This is a genomic window from Sphingomonas colocasiae, assembly GCF_019880585.1.
Lineage (GTDB): Bacteria > Pseudomonadota > Alphaproteobacteria > Sphingomonadales > Sphingomonadaceae > Sphingobium_A > Sphingobium_A colocasiae.
Map to the genome: position 1 here is coordinate 98,426 of NZ_JAINVV010000011.1, position 14,226 is coordinate 112,651.

Genomic DNA, 14,226 nt, shown 5'->3' on the forward strand with positions numbered 1-14,226 from the left:
ATATGGGATGATTTGATAGATGCCGCCCACGGGGAAGCTTGCGCGTAGTACGACGGCACTGGATGTAACACGGGTTTTGAAGGAACGGATCCTCGCCGGCCATTATGCCGAGGATCAGTTCATCCGGCAGGATCTGATCGCGCAGGAACTGGGCGTCAGCCGGATTCCGGTGCGCGAGGCGCTGGCGCTTCTCGAAGCGGAAGGCCTCGTCATCCGCGAGAAATTCCGGGGCGCCGTGGTGCCCCGGCTGTCGGCGGCGGAGATCGAGGAGATCTACGCGCTGCGCGGCCTGCTCGAACCCTATCTGCTCGAGGAAGCGATCGCCCGCATCACGCCGGAGATCATCGACACGCTCGACGATATCGTCGAGCGTTCGCGCCGGGCGTCGGACAAGACCGAATGGGCCGGGCTGAACGTCGAGTTCCACCGGACGCTCTACGAAGCCGCCGACCGGCCGTTGACGCTGCAGATGCTCGACAAGCTGCTGGTGCGCGCCGATCGCTACCTGAAGATGCAGCGCTTCATGTCGCCGCAGACGCAGCAGGAAAGCGACGCCGAACATATGCGCATCCTCGATTGCATCAAGGCGGGCGACAAGGATGGCGCGCTGGAAAGCCTGCGCCAGCATATCCGCTGGAATGCCGTCGACGTCCGCAGGACGGTGGGTTTCGACAGCTGAGAGCCTGTTTGGGAAATGTGCGGAAGAGCATATTTCCGGAGCCGCACCAGCCCGCTCTCCCACCCGGCCTCCCATAAGATACCGGCGCTGGGAGGCCGGGTGGGGAGCGGGCAGAGCAAGCCGAGGTTCCATTTTCCAAACAGACTCCAACGTCTGCGGCATTCCGCGGCGGGCGGATCCGGTATCAGCCCGCGATCGCGCGCAGCGCGGCGGCAGGCCAGTGATAGCGCAGCTCCGCCTGGCCCGGAATGCCGCCCGGCGGATCGTCGATCCGCTCCGCGACGCGCCCGCCCAGCCGGTCATAGACGCGGCAAGCCGCCTGATTGGCGGCATAGACGAACAGATGCAGGCCGGCGCCGGGATGACGGGCGGTCACATCGCGCGCGCCCGCGGCGAACAGCAGCTTGCCGATGCCCCGCCCCTTGGCCGCGGGATCGACATGGAAATTGTCGAGCAGCACGCCCCAGTCGGGATCGGCGCCGGGCGCGAAACCCGCGAAACCGAGCAGCGCCGCCCCCGCTTCCGCCATGAACACGCGGAAACCGCCGCCGCCCAGCCGCTCGCCCCATAGCCGCCGGCGATCCGCGTCGAGCGAGTGATCCAGAAAGTCATCGGAATAGATGCCGCGATAGGCGGACCGCCAGCTGCGCGCATGCAGCATCGCCACCGCCTCCGCGTCGCCTGCCCCCGCCATGCGGACCGTCGGATCGCCGTTCATGCCCGCATCATCGGCCGAAGCCGCGCCGGCCGCAACCGGGATCACCCGACCGGCACCAGCGCCTTCGCGGTCATGTCGAGCAGGGCGGCAGCCGAGAACGGCTTGGCGACGATCGCGACGCTTTCGAACCCTTCGGGCAGGTTTTCGCGGCCATAGCCGCTGACGAACAGGAAGGGTATGGCGCGCGCGGCGAGCGCGGCGGCGATATTCTCCACCGTCTCGCCCTGAAGATTGCCGTCGACCAGCGCGATATCGGCGTCGCCCGCCGCGATCAGCGCCAGCGCCTGTTCCGCCGTCGCCGCCGGGCCGATCACCGCCGCCCCGGCATCGGCCAATATGGTCACCAGCTCCAGCGCGACCAGCGGCTCGTCCTCCACCACCAGCACCCGGCGGCCCGTCAGCCCCGCAACACCCGCCGCCGATGCCGTTGCCGCCTTCACCTCCGCCCTGCGCCCGCGCGCCGGGGCATGCGGGCGCGTCGCGGCGCCATGCGGCAGGGTCAGCGTCCAGCGCACGCCCTGCCCCGTATAATCGGGCACCGCGCTGCCGCCCTCGGCGCGCAGGCTGCGTTCGATCAGCGCGGTGCCGAAGCCCTTGCGCGTCGGCGGCGATACGGCGGGGCCGCCGCTCTCCACCCAGTCGATGCGGAGCGTGCCCTCCACCACCGCCCAGTCGAGCACCACGCGGCCCTCGGGAACCGAGAGCGCGCCATATTTATGCGCGTTGGTCGCCAGTTCGTGGATGACGAGCGCCAGGTGCAGCGCGGGTTCCGGGGCCAGTTCCAGATCGGGGCCGTTCGCCGCGAAGCGCGCGGGATCGATCGTGCCGATCTCGCGCTGCCCCTCGATCAGCTCGCTCAGCCGCGCGCCCTGCCAGGTCGTGTCGCTCAACAATCCGTGCGCGCGCGCCAGCGAATGGATGCGGCCGATGAAGGTGGGCGCAAAATCGGACGGGCCGGAGGAATGGCGCAGCGTCTGGGTCGCGATCGCCTGGACGGAGGCGAGCGTGTTCTTCACCCGGTGGTTGAGCTCGCCGATCAGCAGCCGCTGCGTTTCCTCCGCCCGCCTGCGATCGGTGACGTCCAGGATCTGCGCGTTGACGGAGACGAGCCGGCCCAGCGCATCGAGCAGCGCCGAACAATAGAGGTCGCAATCCAGCACCACGCCTTCGGCCGTGCGCATCCGCAGCGCGCCGGTCTCGCGCAGCGATCGTCCCTCGATCATCGCCTGCATCAGCGCGGCGAAGCGCGCGGCATCGTCGCTGTCGATCCAGTGCAGTTCGCCGCCGCGAAAGCCCGCCACTTCGGGCGCGCGCCAGCCGAACATGCGCTCCGCGCCCTTGGACCAGCCGATGATCCGCGCCTCCGCGTCGAACTCGACCACGGCCAGCGGCGAATTGTCGATATGCGCGTTGAGCCGCGCCAGCGCCGCGGCATGGCGGTCGCGCTGGCGGGCGAGTTCGCGGCGCTGCGCGAACAGCTCGACGAACACGTCCACCTTGTTGCGCACGATCTGGGTGTCGACGGGCTTCAGCAGATAATCGACCGCGCCCGCCTCGAACCCCCGGAACCGGCGGCGCTCGTCGGTGGCGACGGCGGTCAGGAAGATGATCGGCACGCCGCGCGTCCGTTCGGTGCCGCGCATCAGTTCGGCCAGTTCGAACCCGTCCATGCCCGGCATCTGCACGTCGAGCAGCGCCAACGCGACATCGTTGACCAGCAGCAGCTCCAGCGCCTCCTCGCCCGATGCCGCCGTCAGGATCTCCAGCCCGTCGCGCTTCAGCAGCGCTTCCAGCGCGACCAGGTTCTCGGGCACATCGTCCACCGCCAGGATGGTGACCGGATCACGCAGCATGGATCGCCTCCCGCATGTTCGCCGCATTGCGCCGATAGATTTTCTCGTCCGCATCGAAATCGGCGAACCGGTCCGAAACCGTCGAAAAGCGCAGGCTTTCGCGCGCGCCCAGCCCCAGGAACCCGCCGCGCACCAGCGAATCCCCGAACAGGCCCAGCGCGCGATCCTGCAATGCGCGGTCGAAATAGATCAGCACGTTGCGGCTGGAGACGAGCTGGACCTCGCTGAACACCGCATCGGTCGCCAGGCTGTGTTCCGCGAACACCGCGCGCGCGCGCAACGACCGGTCGAACACCGCCGATCCGTAGCCGGCGGTGTAATAATCGGAAAGCGATGTCCGCCCGCCCGAGCGACGATGATTTTCGGTGAAGTCCGCGATGCGGTCGAGCCCGTAGATTCCGGCTTCGGCCGCCTGCAGCGCCGCCGGGCTGATATCGGTGCAATAGAAGATCGTGCGATCCTCCAGCCCCTCCTCGCGGAACAGGATCGCGAGCGAATAGAATTCCTCGCCATTGGCGCAGCCCGCGATCCAGACCTTCAGCGAGGGATAGGTGCGCAGATGCGGCACCACCTTTTCGCGCAGCGCGCGGAAATAATCGGGATCGCGGAACATCTCGCTCACCTGGATGGTCAGGAACCCCATCAGGGCGGCGAAGATCGCGGGATCGCGCAGCACCAGATGCTGAAGCTGCGACAGGCTCTCGCAGCCGAAGCGCGTCCGCGCCCGCGCCAGCCGGCGGTGCAGCGATCCGCGCGAATAGCCCCGGAAATCGTGATGATGGTGCCGCCAGATCGCATCGAGCAGCAGGTCCAGCTCGATCTCCTCATGCGGCAGGACGGCCTCTTCGCTCATCGCGGCATCCACACGCGCACCAGGCTCAGCACCTTGTCGACGTCCAGCGGCTTGGCCAGATAGTCGTTGGCGCCCGCGTCCAGGCAATCCTGCTGGTCGCGCGCCATCGCCTTGGCGGTCAACGCGATGATCGGCAGCCCGCCATGTTCGGCGCGGCCGCGGATCTCGCGCGTCGCGGTCAGCCCGTCCATCTCGGGCATCATCACGTCCATCAGCACCAGATCGAAGGGCTGGCAGAGCTTGCGCTCCGCCTCGTCGAGCGCGGTCAGCGCCTCGCGGCCGTTGCGCGCGATCCGGATCTTCACGCCATGCGGCTCGAAGATGCTGGTGAGCGCATAGACGTTGCGGATATCGTCCTCGACGACCAGGATGTGCCGTCCTTCCAGCGTGGCGTCGCGGTTGAGCGACTTCACGATCAGCTGCTGCTGCTGTTCGGGCAGTTCGGACACCATCTGGTGCAGGAACAGGGTCACCTCGTCGAGCAGCCGCTCGGGCGATTTCGCGCCCTTCACGATGATCGACTTGGAATAGCGCCGCAGCCGCAATTCCTCGTCGGCGTTCAGGTCGCGCCCGGTATAGACGATCACCGGCGGGAAACCGACGCTGTCGTCGGCGCTCAGCCGGTCGAGCAGGTCCAGCCCCGATGCGTCGGGCAGGTTCAGGTCGAGCACCATGCAGTCGAAGGTCTGCTCGCCCAGCCGCTCGAAACATTGCGCGGCCGAATGCGCCTCCACCGTCTCCACGTCGCGCGACGCCAGCAGCAGCCGCACGCTTTCGGCCTGTTGGGCGTCGTCCTCCACCACCAGCACGCGGCGCATGCGCTGCGCCATGCGCGCCTCCAGCCCCTCCAGCATCTCGACAAGCTGTTCGCGCTTCACCGGCTTGAACAGATAGCCGATCGCGCCGCTCGACAGCGCCGCCTGGCTGGCATCGTCCACCGAGACGACATGGACGGGAATATGGCGCGTGCGCACGTCGCGCTTGATCCGGTCGAGCACCGAAAGCCCGGTATGATCGGGCAGGTTCATGTCCAGGATCACCGCGTGCGGAACATATTGCCGCGCCATCAGCGCGCCTTCGTCGGCGGTGCCCGCAACCAGGCACTGGAAACCCTGTTCGCGCGCGATGTCGCACAGGATGCGCGCGAATGCCGGATCGTCCTCGACGATCAGGATCGTGCGCTTGTCGCCCGCCAGCTGCTCGCGATCGTCGCCGGCCGCCGGCCGATCGGCCCCGCGCTTCGGCCGGACCGGCCTGGGCGCGGGCATGGGCGGCGACGGCAGCGGCTTCGCCCCTTCGAAGCCGCGCGGCAGCATCAGCGTAAAGGCGCTGCCCTGCCCGCTGGCGCTGGCGACGGAGATCTCGCCGCCCAGCAGCCGCGCCAGTTCGCGCGAGATCGAAAGGCCAAGGCCGGTGCCGCCATATTTGCGGCTGACCGTCCCGTCGGCCTGGCGGAAAGCCTCGAAGATCAGCCCCTGATCCTCGGGCGCGATGCCGACGCCGGTATCCCGCACGGTGAAGGCGATGCGGCCATCCGCCTGTTCCGCCACCGCCAGCGTCACCGTGCCGGCATCGGTGAACTTGACGGCGTTGGAGAGGAAATTCTTGAGCACCTGTTCCACGCGCAGCGCATCGGTCTCGATCTCGGCGGGCAGGCCCGGCCCGGTCTCGGTCACGAACATCAGCCCCTTGGCCTCGGCGGCGGGCGCGAACACCGCTTCCAGCTTGGCGGTCATGCTGCGGATCGCGACGGGCGCGGGCTCCAGGTCGATCTTGCCCGCCTCGATCTTCGAAATGTCGAGAATGTCGTTGATCAGCGTCAGCAGGTCGTTGCCGGAGGTCTCGATCGTCTCGGCATGCTTCACCTGCTCGGCGCTGAGATTGCCGGCGCGGTTCTCCGCCAGCAGCCGCGCCATGATCAGCAGAGAATTGAGCGGCGTGCGCAGTTCATGGCTCATATTGGCCAGGAATTCGGATTTGTAGCGGCTCGCCCGCTCCAGTTCGCCCGCCTGGTTCTCCAGCGACGCCTGGCTGCGCGTCAGATCGTCGCGCTGCACTTCCAGTTGCCGCGCCTGTTCCTCCAGCTGGGCATTGGTCTGCTCCAGCTCGGCCTGCTGGGCCTCCAGCCGCGCCGCCGAATCCTGGAGCTGGCGGCTCTGCGCCTCCAGTTCCTCGTTATTGGCGCGCAGTTCCTCGCTCTGGACCTGGAGTTCCTCTGCCTGTTGCTGCGTCTCTTCCAGCAGTTCGCGCAGCCTTGCGCGATATTTGCCCGATCGGATGGCGACGCCCAATTGCCCCGAAATCCGTTCCAGCAATTCGGGCGCGGTCGCGCCCCGCCCGCTGCGGAAGCCCAGCTCGATCACCGCATTGGCGCTGCCGTCGGCGCGCGTCGTCGCGATCGCCAGCCGGCCGGGCCGTGCGCGGCCCAGCCCCGATCCGAAATAGAGATAGCCTTCCGGCACATCGTCGATCACGAAGCCGCGATCCTCGGCCGCCGCCTGCCCCAGCAGCCCGTCGCCGGGCAGGAAGCGTTCGGGCACCGGCGCATCGGCGGGCACGCCATAGGTTGCGTGGCGGCGGAACCCCTCGCCATTGCGGATGAACAGCGCGCCGGCATCGGCATCCAGATAATCGACCAGGAAATCGAGCGCGCTCTTCGCGAGTTCGTCGAGCGGCTGTTCGCCGCCCACCGCCTGCGCCAGCCCCACCTGCCCCGATTGCAGCCATTCCTGATGCGCGATCGCCAGCCGGTTGCGGATGAACAGCGCGCCGATGATCGCCAGGATCCAGGTGACGCCCACGCCCAGCGTGCGGTTGACGATCGCCACGCTCGGATCGACGCCGGCGGGCGCCATCGCGAACCCGGCGATCACCAGCAACGTCGCGAGCGCGGCCACCACCAGCGGCGCCTGCGGGCGCGGCGCCAGATAGGCGGCGACGACGGGCAGCAGATAGGCGACCCACACCGCCGTCCCCAGCGGAAACACCAGATCGGCCACGAAGGGCAGCGCCAGCAGCAGTGCGGCAATGGCATAGACCCAGGGGGCCCGGTCTCGATAGGTCAGCGTGGACATCAGGCGCCTCTGCAGGATCGCGGGAAAGCGAACGGCGCCATGCGTCCGTCCGGGAAGGCCCTGCCCGCATCATGCGCGCCGGCCGCCGGTCGATCGAATTGCTGGTTCACCCCCGCCATGTGGCGCGCCAACGCTTCTCTTGTCAAACCGTTCCCAACATTGGGAATTTTCTGCGCGATCCGGGCTCAGCGATCGGCGGCGTCCGCCAGCGCAGAGGGCGGCGTGCTGCAAATATCGCGCAGTTGCGCGACATCCATTGCCTGGCCGTAGAGCCAGCCCTGAAGCCGCGTGCAGCCTGCGATGCGGGCGATCGCCGCCTGCGCCTCGGTCTCCACGCCCTCCGCCGTGATCTCCAGCCCCAGCGCGCGGGCGAGCGACACCACGGCGGAAACCAGTTCGGCGGCCTGCGCATCCTGCCCCAGCGGGCGGATGAAGTCGCGGTCGATCTTCAGCCGGTCGAAACTCAGCTGGCGCAGATAGCCGATGCTGGCGAAGCCCGTCCCGAAATCGTCGAGCGCGATGCGGATGCCCAGCGCGCGCAGCTCGGCGATCACCATGGCCGCCGCGTCGGGCCGGCGCAGCAGGTAATTCTCGGTGATCTCCAGTTCCAGCCGGTCGGCTGGAAAGCCGGTTTCGGCGAGCACGCCGCGCACCTCGTCGGCCAGCCGCCGATCCCAGAATTGCGCGGGGGAAAGATTGACGGCGACGCTGACGTCGAGCGGCTTCGCCTCGCGGCAGGCGACGGTCAGCACATGGCGGCCGACGGCGTTGATCTGGCCGCTCATCTCCGCCAGCGGGATGAAGATATCGGGCGGCACATCGCCATGCACCGGATGCGTCCAGCGCGACAGCGCCTCCACCGAAACCACGGCGCCGCTGCGCGCGTCGACGATCGGCTGGAACAGCACGCGGATATCGCCATTGTCGAGCGCGGCGCGCAGATCGCCTTCCATGCGCATGCGCAGATCATGGCCCCGGTCCATATGCGTCGCATAGCCGCGCCAGCAATTCTTGCCGTCGCCCTTGGCCGCGTACATGGCGACGTCGGCGCGGCGCATCAATTCGGTCTCGGTTTCCACCGCCCCCGCCGAAAAGGCGGCATGCCCGACGCTGATGCCGACGCGGACGCGATAGGCCCCCACCGAGAACAGCCGGTTGAACGCCGCGACGATCGCGTCGGCGGCGCGCTCCGCCTCGCCCGCCGGCGGATCGACCAGCAGCACCGCGAATTCGTCGCCGCCCGCGCGCGCCACCAGCCCCTGGCGCACCGCCGCGCGGATCCGGTCCGCCGCATCGCGCAACAGCGCGTCGCCCGCGCCATGGCCATAGACGTCGTTGGCGTCCTTGAATCCGTCCAGATCCATATAGAGCAGGCCGACCGCGCCGCCCTCGGCCAGCGCGTCGCGGATATGCGCGACCAGCGCGCGCCGGTTGGGCAGGCCGGTCAGCGTATCGTGATTGGCATGGTGGCGCGCGCGCGCCTCGCTCTGGCGCAGCGCCTCGATCGTGCGGCCGCCGCGCCGGACGATGAAGCCCGCCATCAGCAAGGCCAGCGCCGCCACCGCCAGGAACGCGGGGAACACCGCGCGCCGCAGCGCAGCGCCCGGCCGCGCGGGTGTCCAGGCCAGCCAGCCCACCGCCCCGCCGTCGCTGCCCGGCAACGCCACCGCCGCGAGCTTGCCCGCGGGCCGGCGGGCATGAAGGGCAAGGCCGCTCAACTGTTCCTGCTCGCCGATCGCGCGCGCGAAGGCGTCGTCCACCGGCCGCGCGATCACCAGCATATGCGTTGGCCCCGGCGGCAGCACGACCTTTCGGGTGAGCGGGATGATCGCGCCGACGGCATAGAGCATCACCGTGCCGTCGTCCGCCCGGCTATATCCTCCGGCGAGCGGCCGGCCGTCCACCGGCATGCGCCGCACATCGGCGAGCGACTTGCGGAATTGCGGCCCCAGCGCCGACAGCGCATTCGCCTCCACGCGCTTGCCGCCGTGAAAGCCGTAGATGGTCCGATCGCGGCCATCGAGCACGAAGATATGCTCGTAACCCTGGCTTGCGGACAGATAGGCGCCCAGATTGTCCGCGAGCCATTCGGCATCGAGCGTGAAGACGATGTTCCGCATCGCCTCATCCCATTTGGCGTAATCCTCCAGATCGCGCCGCGTCATCGCGGCCGCCGCCTCCAGCGCCCCCGCCGCCGCCGCGCGCTCCTGATTGAGCTGCAGTTCGTTCTGCGTGCTGGTGGTGCGGTAAAGCAGCAGCAGGATGCAGCCGAAACAGGTGACCAGCAGCAACAGCACCGGCCAAAGATATTGCGCGGGCACATGACGCATCAGGCGCTGGACGGAGCGAAGATCGGAACCAGCCATCGCCCCGATTCTAGAATCCGGAGCTTTAAGATTGGCTTAGCCGGTCATTGCGCCCCCGGTACGGCCGGCGGGAGAACGGCCGATATCCGGGCCGACGGGATGGACGGCCATGTCCTTAAGGGGGCGGCAATCGCCCGCCGGAAGCGGACCACGGCATGGCCGAATTGTCGCTTGACCGCGATCTGGGGCCGTTCGATGAGTCCGGCGGACAGCGATTGCGTCCGCCGGAGGGGGAAAGATCGATGACCAGCCTGCCACCCGAATCCGCGGCGCCCGTCCGGCGATCGGTCAACCCATGGCTTGTGCTGATCTGCCTGTTGCCCGTGCTGTTCGCGATCCAGAACGCCTTGATCGTGCGTGCGGCGATCGGCGCGCTGGCCGCGTTTGGCGCATCCGCCACCGAATTCTGGATCTATCTGGCGCTCGGCCTGATGCAATTGGCCATCGCCGTCCTGCTGATCGCCAATGTGCGGAAAGGCTATGCGATAACGGCGCTGGTCATCTGCCTCGCCTATTGCGGCGTCGTCGCTCCGCATCTCTACGGTCTGATTGGGGTGGCCCAGGGCGGGCCGGCCTATTCCACGCCGGTCGGTCGGCTCCTGAGCACCACCTCGCTGCTTTCGATCGCCGCCATCGTCTATCTGCTGCGCTCGAAGCGGATCGAGGCGGTCTATGGAACCGATTTCCGCAGCCGCTGATCCGGAGCGGCGCAGGCCTTCGCCCGTTTCAGTTGCCGACCGACACCAGCCCCTGAAGATTGTCCATCGGCAGCAGCCCGGTCGTCACCTGCTGGCGGCGCGCGATGTTGAAGGCGACCAGCGTGTCGATCTCATAGACGTCGATCCTGCCCTTCAGGCCGACAAGCTGGTACAGCCAGCGCCCATTGCCGCTGATCGCGAGATCGACATAGCCGTCGGCATTGGCGAGCGGGCTGGCGGCGGCGGGATCGACGGCGATGCCGCGCGCGACGATCTCGCCGCGCGCGATCGTGCCGTCGGGATTCAGGCCATGGCCCGATATCGTCGCGCCCGCCGAGGCCGCGACCCAGAAGGTCGAATAGATCGGTGAATAGACGAGGAAGCCCGCCTGGGTCGGCCCCGAAGCGACCGACGGCCCGAGCAGATAATCCTGCGAACGGGGCAGGAAACCGCCGTCGGCGGCGATCTCCCAGGTCGAGACCGAAGCGGTCTGCAGCGCACCGAACGTGGCGGAGGGAACACCGGTGGACGACACCGTCCGCGCCTCCGCCGCGATCACGAACTGGCGGCCACCCAGGCGCCAGGTCTCGATGCCGATCGCATTGGGCAGGTGCCGCCCCGCCGCATTGCCCAACAGCGTCGACATGCCGGTGCCCGCGGGCGTCGCGGCGAGCGTGCCGTCGGCCTGGATGCGGAAACTCGAGATTTCGGCGGCCGTGGGTTGCGGGATCTGGGGTGACGCCGCGTTCAGCGACGATGCGATCAGCCATGCGCCGTCGGGCGTCACCTCCAGATCCGCCGGGCGCGCGCGCAGGCTGAGCGAGAAGCCGGCGATGCGCGTCAACTGGCCGGTCGCGGGGTCCAGGCGCATCGCGGTGATGTTGCCGCTCTGGTTCGGCGGCGCGGTGAAGCTGCCGTCCTCATCGGCATTGGCGACATAGACGACGCCGTTCGCATAGGCGAGGCTGACCGGCGCGGTGCCCCCGCTCGCCTCCACGTCCAGCCGCGACAGGCTGTAATCATTGTTGATGCGGAAGCTGGTGACGTCGTTGGTGCCGGCGTTGACCACCAGCAGGAAGCGATCGTCGACCGCGATGATCGAATCCTCCGCGATCAGCGAATTGAGCCGGGGCGGCGTCGACGACAGGCTTGCCCGGCCGACCCCGCCCGTCTCGTAGGCGCCGATCGGATCGAGCGTTCCGTCCGCCCTGCGGCCGAAGCCCACCACGAAATTGCCCCCGGGGCCGTTATTGTTCGTGCCCGCATAAACCGCGCCGACATGGGTGACGGGCGGCGGCGGTGGTGGTGGTGGCGGCGGTGGCGGCGTCGGGGTCCCCGGCGAGACGATGGTGCCGCCCCCGCCCGCCGGCGTGCCGTCGCCGCCGCAAGCGGCCAGCAGCAGCGTGATCGCCAGCGCCGCCGCCGGCATGATCGGGATCGCATCGCGTTGCATGGGCACCCCCAATGGCCTGGTGGATCGGCGCTCGGCCGCATCCGCTTCTGGCGGATATGATCCGCCGGCTTTGCCCCTGTCTTGTCAGCGCGGCGGGTGTGCGGCCATGATGGAGAACCGATGATTCCATGATGGACGGAAGGAACGGGTGACCGCGCCGCTCAATCCGAACAATCTGATGCCGTTGCCCGATTTCTCGCTCGGCGGCGCCACGATCAGTCCGTCGACGCGCAATATCAGCGGGCCGGCGGGCAGGATCGCGGTCGAACCCAGGATGATGCAGGTGCTGATCGCGATGGCGGAGGTTCCCGGCGGCCTGGTCACGCGCGAAAGCCTGCTGGAGCGCTGCTGGGGTGGCGCCGTCGTCGGCGACGACAGCCTCAACCGCGCCGTCGCCGGGCTGCGCCGCGCGCTGGGCGAGGCGGTGGGCGAAGCGGTGCGGATCGAGACGATCTCGGGCGCAGGCTACAGGCTGACCGTCGCGGAGGTCGCGCGCGACAGCGCCGACGATGCCGGAGACCGCGCGATCGATAGCGGCTGGCAATCCTGGAAGCTCGGCCTGCCGGTCGTCGACGACGAAGCGATCGCGCGGCTGCGCGCGGCGGCGGCCGCGCAACCGGGGCGCGCCGATGTGCCCGGCATGCTCGCCCTGGTGCTGCGCAATGCCGCCGAATATGCCGATCTGGCGCAATGCCCGGCGCTGGTGCGCGAATGCGAACTCGCTGCCGCACAGGCGCTGGCCCGCGATCCCCGCCAGATCCATGCGCGCGCGGCGCTGATCGGCCTGCCGCCGCTTTATGGCGACTGGACGGCGCGCCGCGCCGGGCTGTGCGCCGCACTCGCCGAAAATCCCGACAATTTCGCGGCGGAGCATGATCTGTGCATGCTCGAAATGGCGACGGGGCGGCCATCGGTCGCGGCGGCGATCAGCAGCCGGCTGATGGCGATCGATCCGCTCACCGCGACGCTGCATTACAAGCAGGTCTACCAGCTCTGGTCCGTCGGCGACCTGGCGGGCATGGACCGGATCGGCGATCGCGGCATGCAGCTATGGCCGCGCCATCCCGCGATCTGGCTGGCGCGCCTGTGGAGCCTGGCCTTTACCGGGCGCGTGCGCCAGGCGATTCAGCAACTGCGCGAAAGCGAAGCCCGGCCCGATCTGCCGCAGCCCGCGATCGAAACCTTCGCGATCACGCTCGACGCACTGGCCGATCGCGATGATCGGACGCGGCATGCCCGTGCGGTCGAACGCAATCTGCGCGCCGCCGAACTCGGCCCCGCGCAAAGCCTTGCCGCGACGATCCATCTTTCCGGTCTCGGCGAAGCCGAGGCCGCGCTCAGCGTGGCCGAGGGTTATTTCCTCCGGCGCGGCACCGTCAGCGTCGGCGTCTACAAGACGGTGTCCGATCCGTCGGTGACGGACCAGCATCGCCGCGTCACCCAGATGCTGTTCCTGCCGGTGTGCGCGCCCCTGCGCGCTCATCCGCATTTCGCGCGCCTGTGCGCCGATATGGGGCTCTCCGCCTATTGGGAAAGCGCGGGCATCGCACCCGATTTCCTCGATCGATAAGGCCCGCCGCATCGGCGCGATTCACAATCCGCGCGCCAGCCTGTAGGGCGCCCATATGGGCGAACGCCTGTTCACGATGGTCTGCGAATATCGCGGCGGCACCTATATCGCGCAGGTGCGGGCGGTGGATCCGCGCGGGGCGATCGCGGCCTGGGCGGTGCTCCTTCGCACGGATCGCCCCGTGCCGCGTTCATCGGCCCATCTGGCGCGCGCGGTTTCGGCCAATATCGCGCGCGGCGATCGCCCCGTCGCCATGGACGGGCTCTCCGGCGTCTGGTGCTTCACGGCGCTGTGCGGCGGCGACCTGATGATCCTGGACATCGTGGATTCGGTGCCCACGCCCGGATGACGGCGTCACGCTCGCGGGTGCGGCCATTAATGCCGGGCCGATGGACCGGTCACCGCCCATCCTTCGGCGCGGCGGCAGCGTCGGCCGCCTCTTCCAGCTCTTCCAGCAGCTTCGCCGCTTCCGGATCGTCCCCGGCAAGCCGATAGATCATGCCGCCGTTCCAGCGCCCGATCCCTTCCCCGCACAGGCCATTCTCCGCGCAGCCGAGCACATCGTCCATCTGCCCGCGGATCCTGCGCACCATCGCGCATCCGGCCTTGGGATCGACTTCCAATATGACGACAGGTTGCGGCTCCATCACCTTGATACGGGCCAGATAATCATCCAGCGTCTCGCGAGAGATCGCCGCGCGATTCCAGCGCAACGAACCATCGCCCCGGATGCGGAGATGATTGAGGTCGACGTGATGCCAGCCGAAACCGGGCCTTTGCCATCCCGGCAGCGGCGTGTGGCACGACGCCGCATAACGCTCCTCCGGCGCGGCGGCGCCGAGCAGCAACAGGCAGGCGATGGGCGGAGCGAAGCGGAACATCATCGCGCGACAATCACCCGAACCGCGCAAGGACGCAATGGCGCCCTCGATGCATGCCGCCATGGAAGCCGCCCATATTGG

Annotated in this window: 11 protein-coding genes; 4 read left to right on the plus strand and 7 right to left on the minus strand. The window is 68.5% G+C overall.

Going from position 1 to position 14,226, the window contains the following annotated elements; genetic code table 11:
• Positions 1-19 precede the first annotated feature (19 nt).
• Positions 20-679, plus strand: coding sequence for a GntR family transcriptional regulator (locus K7G82_RS22060; RefSeq protein ID WP_281423048.1), 660 nt, complete (start codon positions 20-22; stop codon positions 677-679).
• Between the two features lie 184 nt (positions 680-863).
• On the opposite strand, the gene K7G82_RS22065 is transcribed toward K7G82_RS22060, so the two are convergent.
• The 5 genes from K7G82_RS22065 to K7G82_RS22085 all read right to left on the minus strand — a co-directional run bounded on the left by K7G82_RS22065 (position 864) and on the right by K7G82_RS22085 (position 9,543).
• Complete coding sequence (locus K7G82_RS22065; protein ID WP_222992115.1) at positions 864-1,397, minus strand: GNAT family N-acetyltransferase; 534 nt, start codon at positions 1,395-1,397, stop codon at positions 864-866.
• Between the two features lie 41 nt (positions 1,398-1,438).
• Positions 1,439-3,250 carry a response regulator gene (locus K7G82_RS22070; RefSeq protein WP_222992116.1) on the minus strand — a complete coding sequence of 604 codons (1,812 nt, stop codon included), beginning with the start codon at positions 3,248-3,250 and terminating at the stop codon, positions 1,439-1,441.
• Entirely contained in the window at positions 3,240-4,115 is an 876-nt protein-coding gene (locus K7G82_RS22075) for a CheR family methyltransferase (RefSeq protein WP_222992117.1), read from the minus strand. Before K7G82_RS22075 ends, K7G82_RS22070 begins: the two co-directional genes overlap by 11 nt.
• Positions 4,100-7,177 (minus strand): response regulator, encoded by a 3,078-nt coding sequence (locus K7G82_RS22080; protein WP_222992118.1) that lies wholly within the window; start codon positions 7,175-7,177, stop codon positions 4,100-4,102. Before K7G82_RS22080 ends, K7G82_RS22075 begins: the two co-directional genes overlap by 16 nt.
• Positions 7,178-7,362: 185 nt before the next feature.
• Positions 7,363-9,543, minus strand: a complete 2,181-nt coding sequence (locus K7G82_RS22085; protein WP_222992119.1) for a bifunctional diguanylate cyclase/phosphodiesterase — start codon at positions 9,541-9,543, stop codon at positions 7,363-7,365.
• A 242-nt stretch (positions 9,544-9,785) separates the two neighbouring features.
• On the opposite strand from K7G82_RS22085, the gene K7G82_RS22090 reads away from it, so the two are divergent.
• Positions 9,786-10,241: a hypothetical protein gene (locus K7G82_RS22090; RefSeq protein WP_222992120.1), complete on the plus strand. Its 456-nt coding sequence runs from the start codon at positions 9,786-9,788 to the stop codon at positions 10,239-10,241.
• Between the two features lie 28 nt (positions 10,242-10,269).
• On the opposite strand, the gene K7G82_RS22095 is transcribed toward K7G82_RS22090, so the two are convergent.
• Positions 10,270-11,694, minus strand: a complete 1,425-nt coding sequence (locus K7G82_RS22095; protein WP_222992121.1) for a lactonase family protein — start codon at positions 11,692-11,694, stop codon at positions 10,270-10,272.
• Positions 11,695-11,842: 148 nt separating this feature from the next.
• Between K7G82_RS22095 and K7G82_RS22100 the strand changes: the two genes are divergently transcribed.
• Entirely contained in the window at positions 11,843-13,264 is a 1,422-nt protein-coding gene (locus K7G82_RS22100) for a winged helix-turn-helix domain-containing protein (protein WP_222992122.1), read from the plus strand.
• Between the two features lie 55 nt (positions 13,265-13,319).
• Positions 13,320-13,613: a hypothetical protein gene (locus tag K7G82_RS22105; protein WP_222992123.1), complete on the plus strand. Its 294-nt coding sequence runs from the start codon at positions 13,320-13,322 to the stop codon at positions 13,611-13,613.
• A 49-nt stretch (positions 13,614-13,662) separates the two neighbouring features.
• Here K7G82_RS22105 and K7G82_RS22110 read toward each other — a convergent pair whose 3' ends face one another.
• The gene (locus K7G82_RS22110) at positions 13,663-14,208 is read right to left on the minus strand and encodes an ExbD/TolR family protein (protein ID WP_222992124.1); all 546 of its coding nucleotides are present in this window, start codon (positions 14,206-14,208) and stop codon (positions 13,663-13,665) included.
• Positions 14,209-14,226 lie beyond the last annotated feature (18 nt).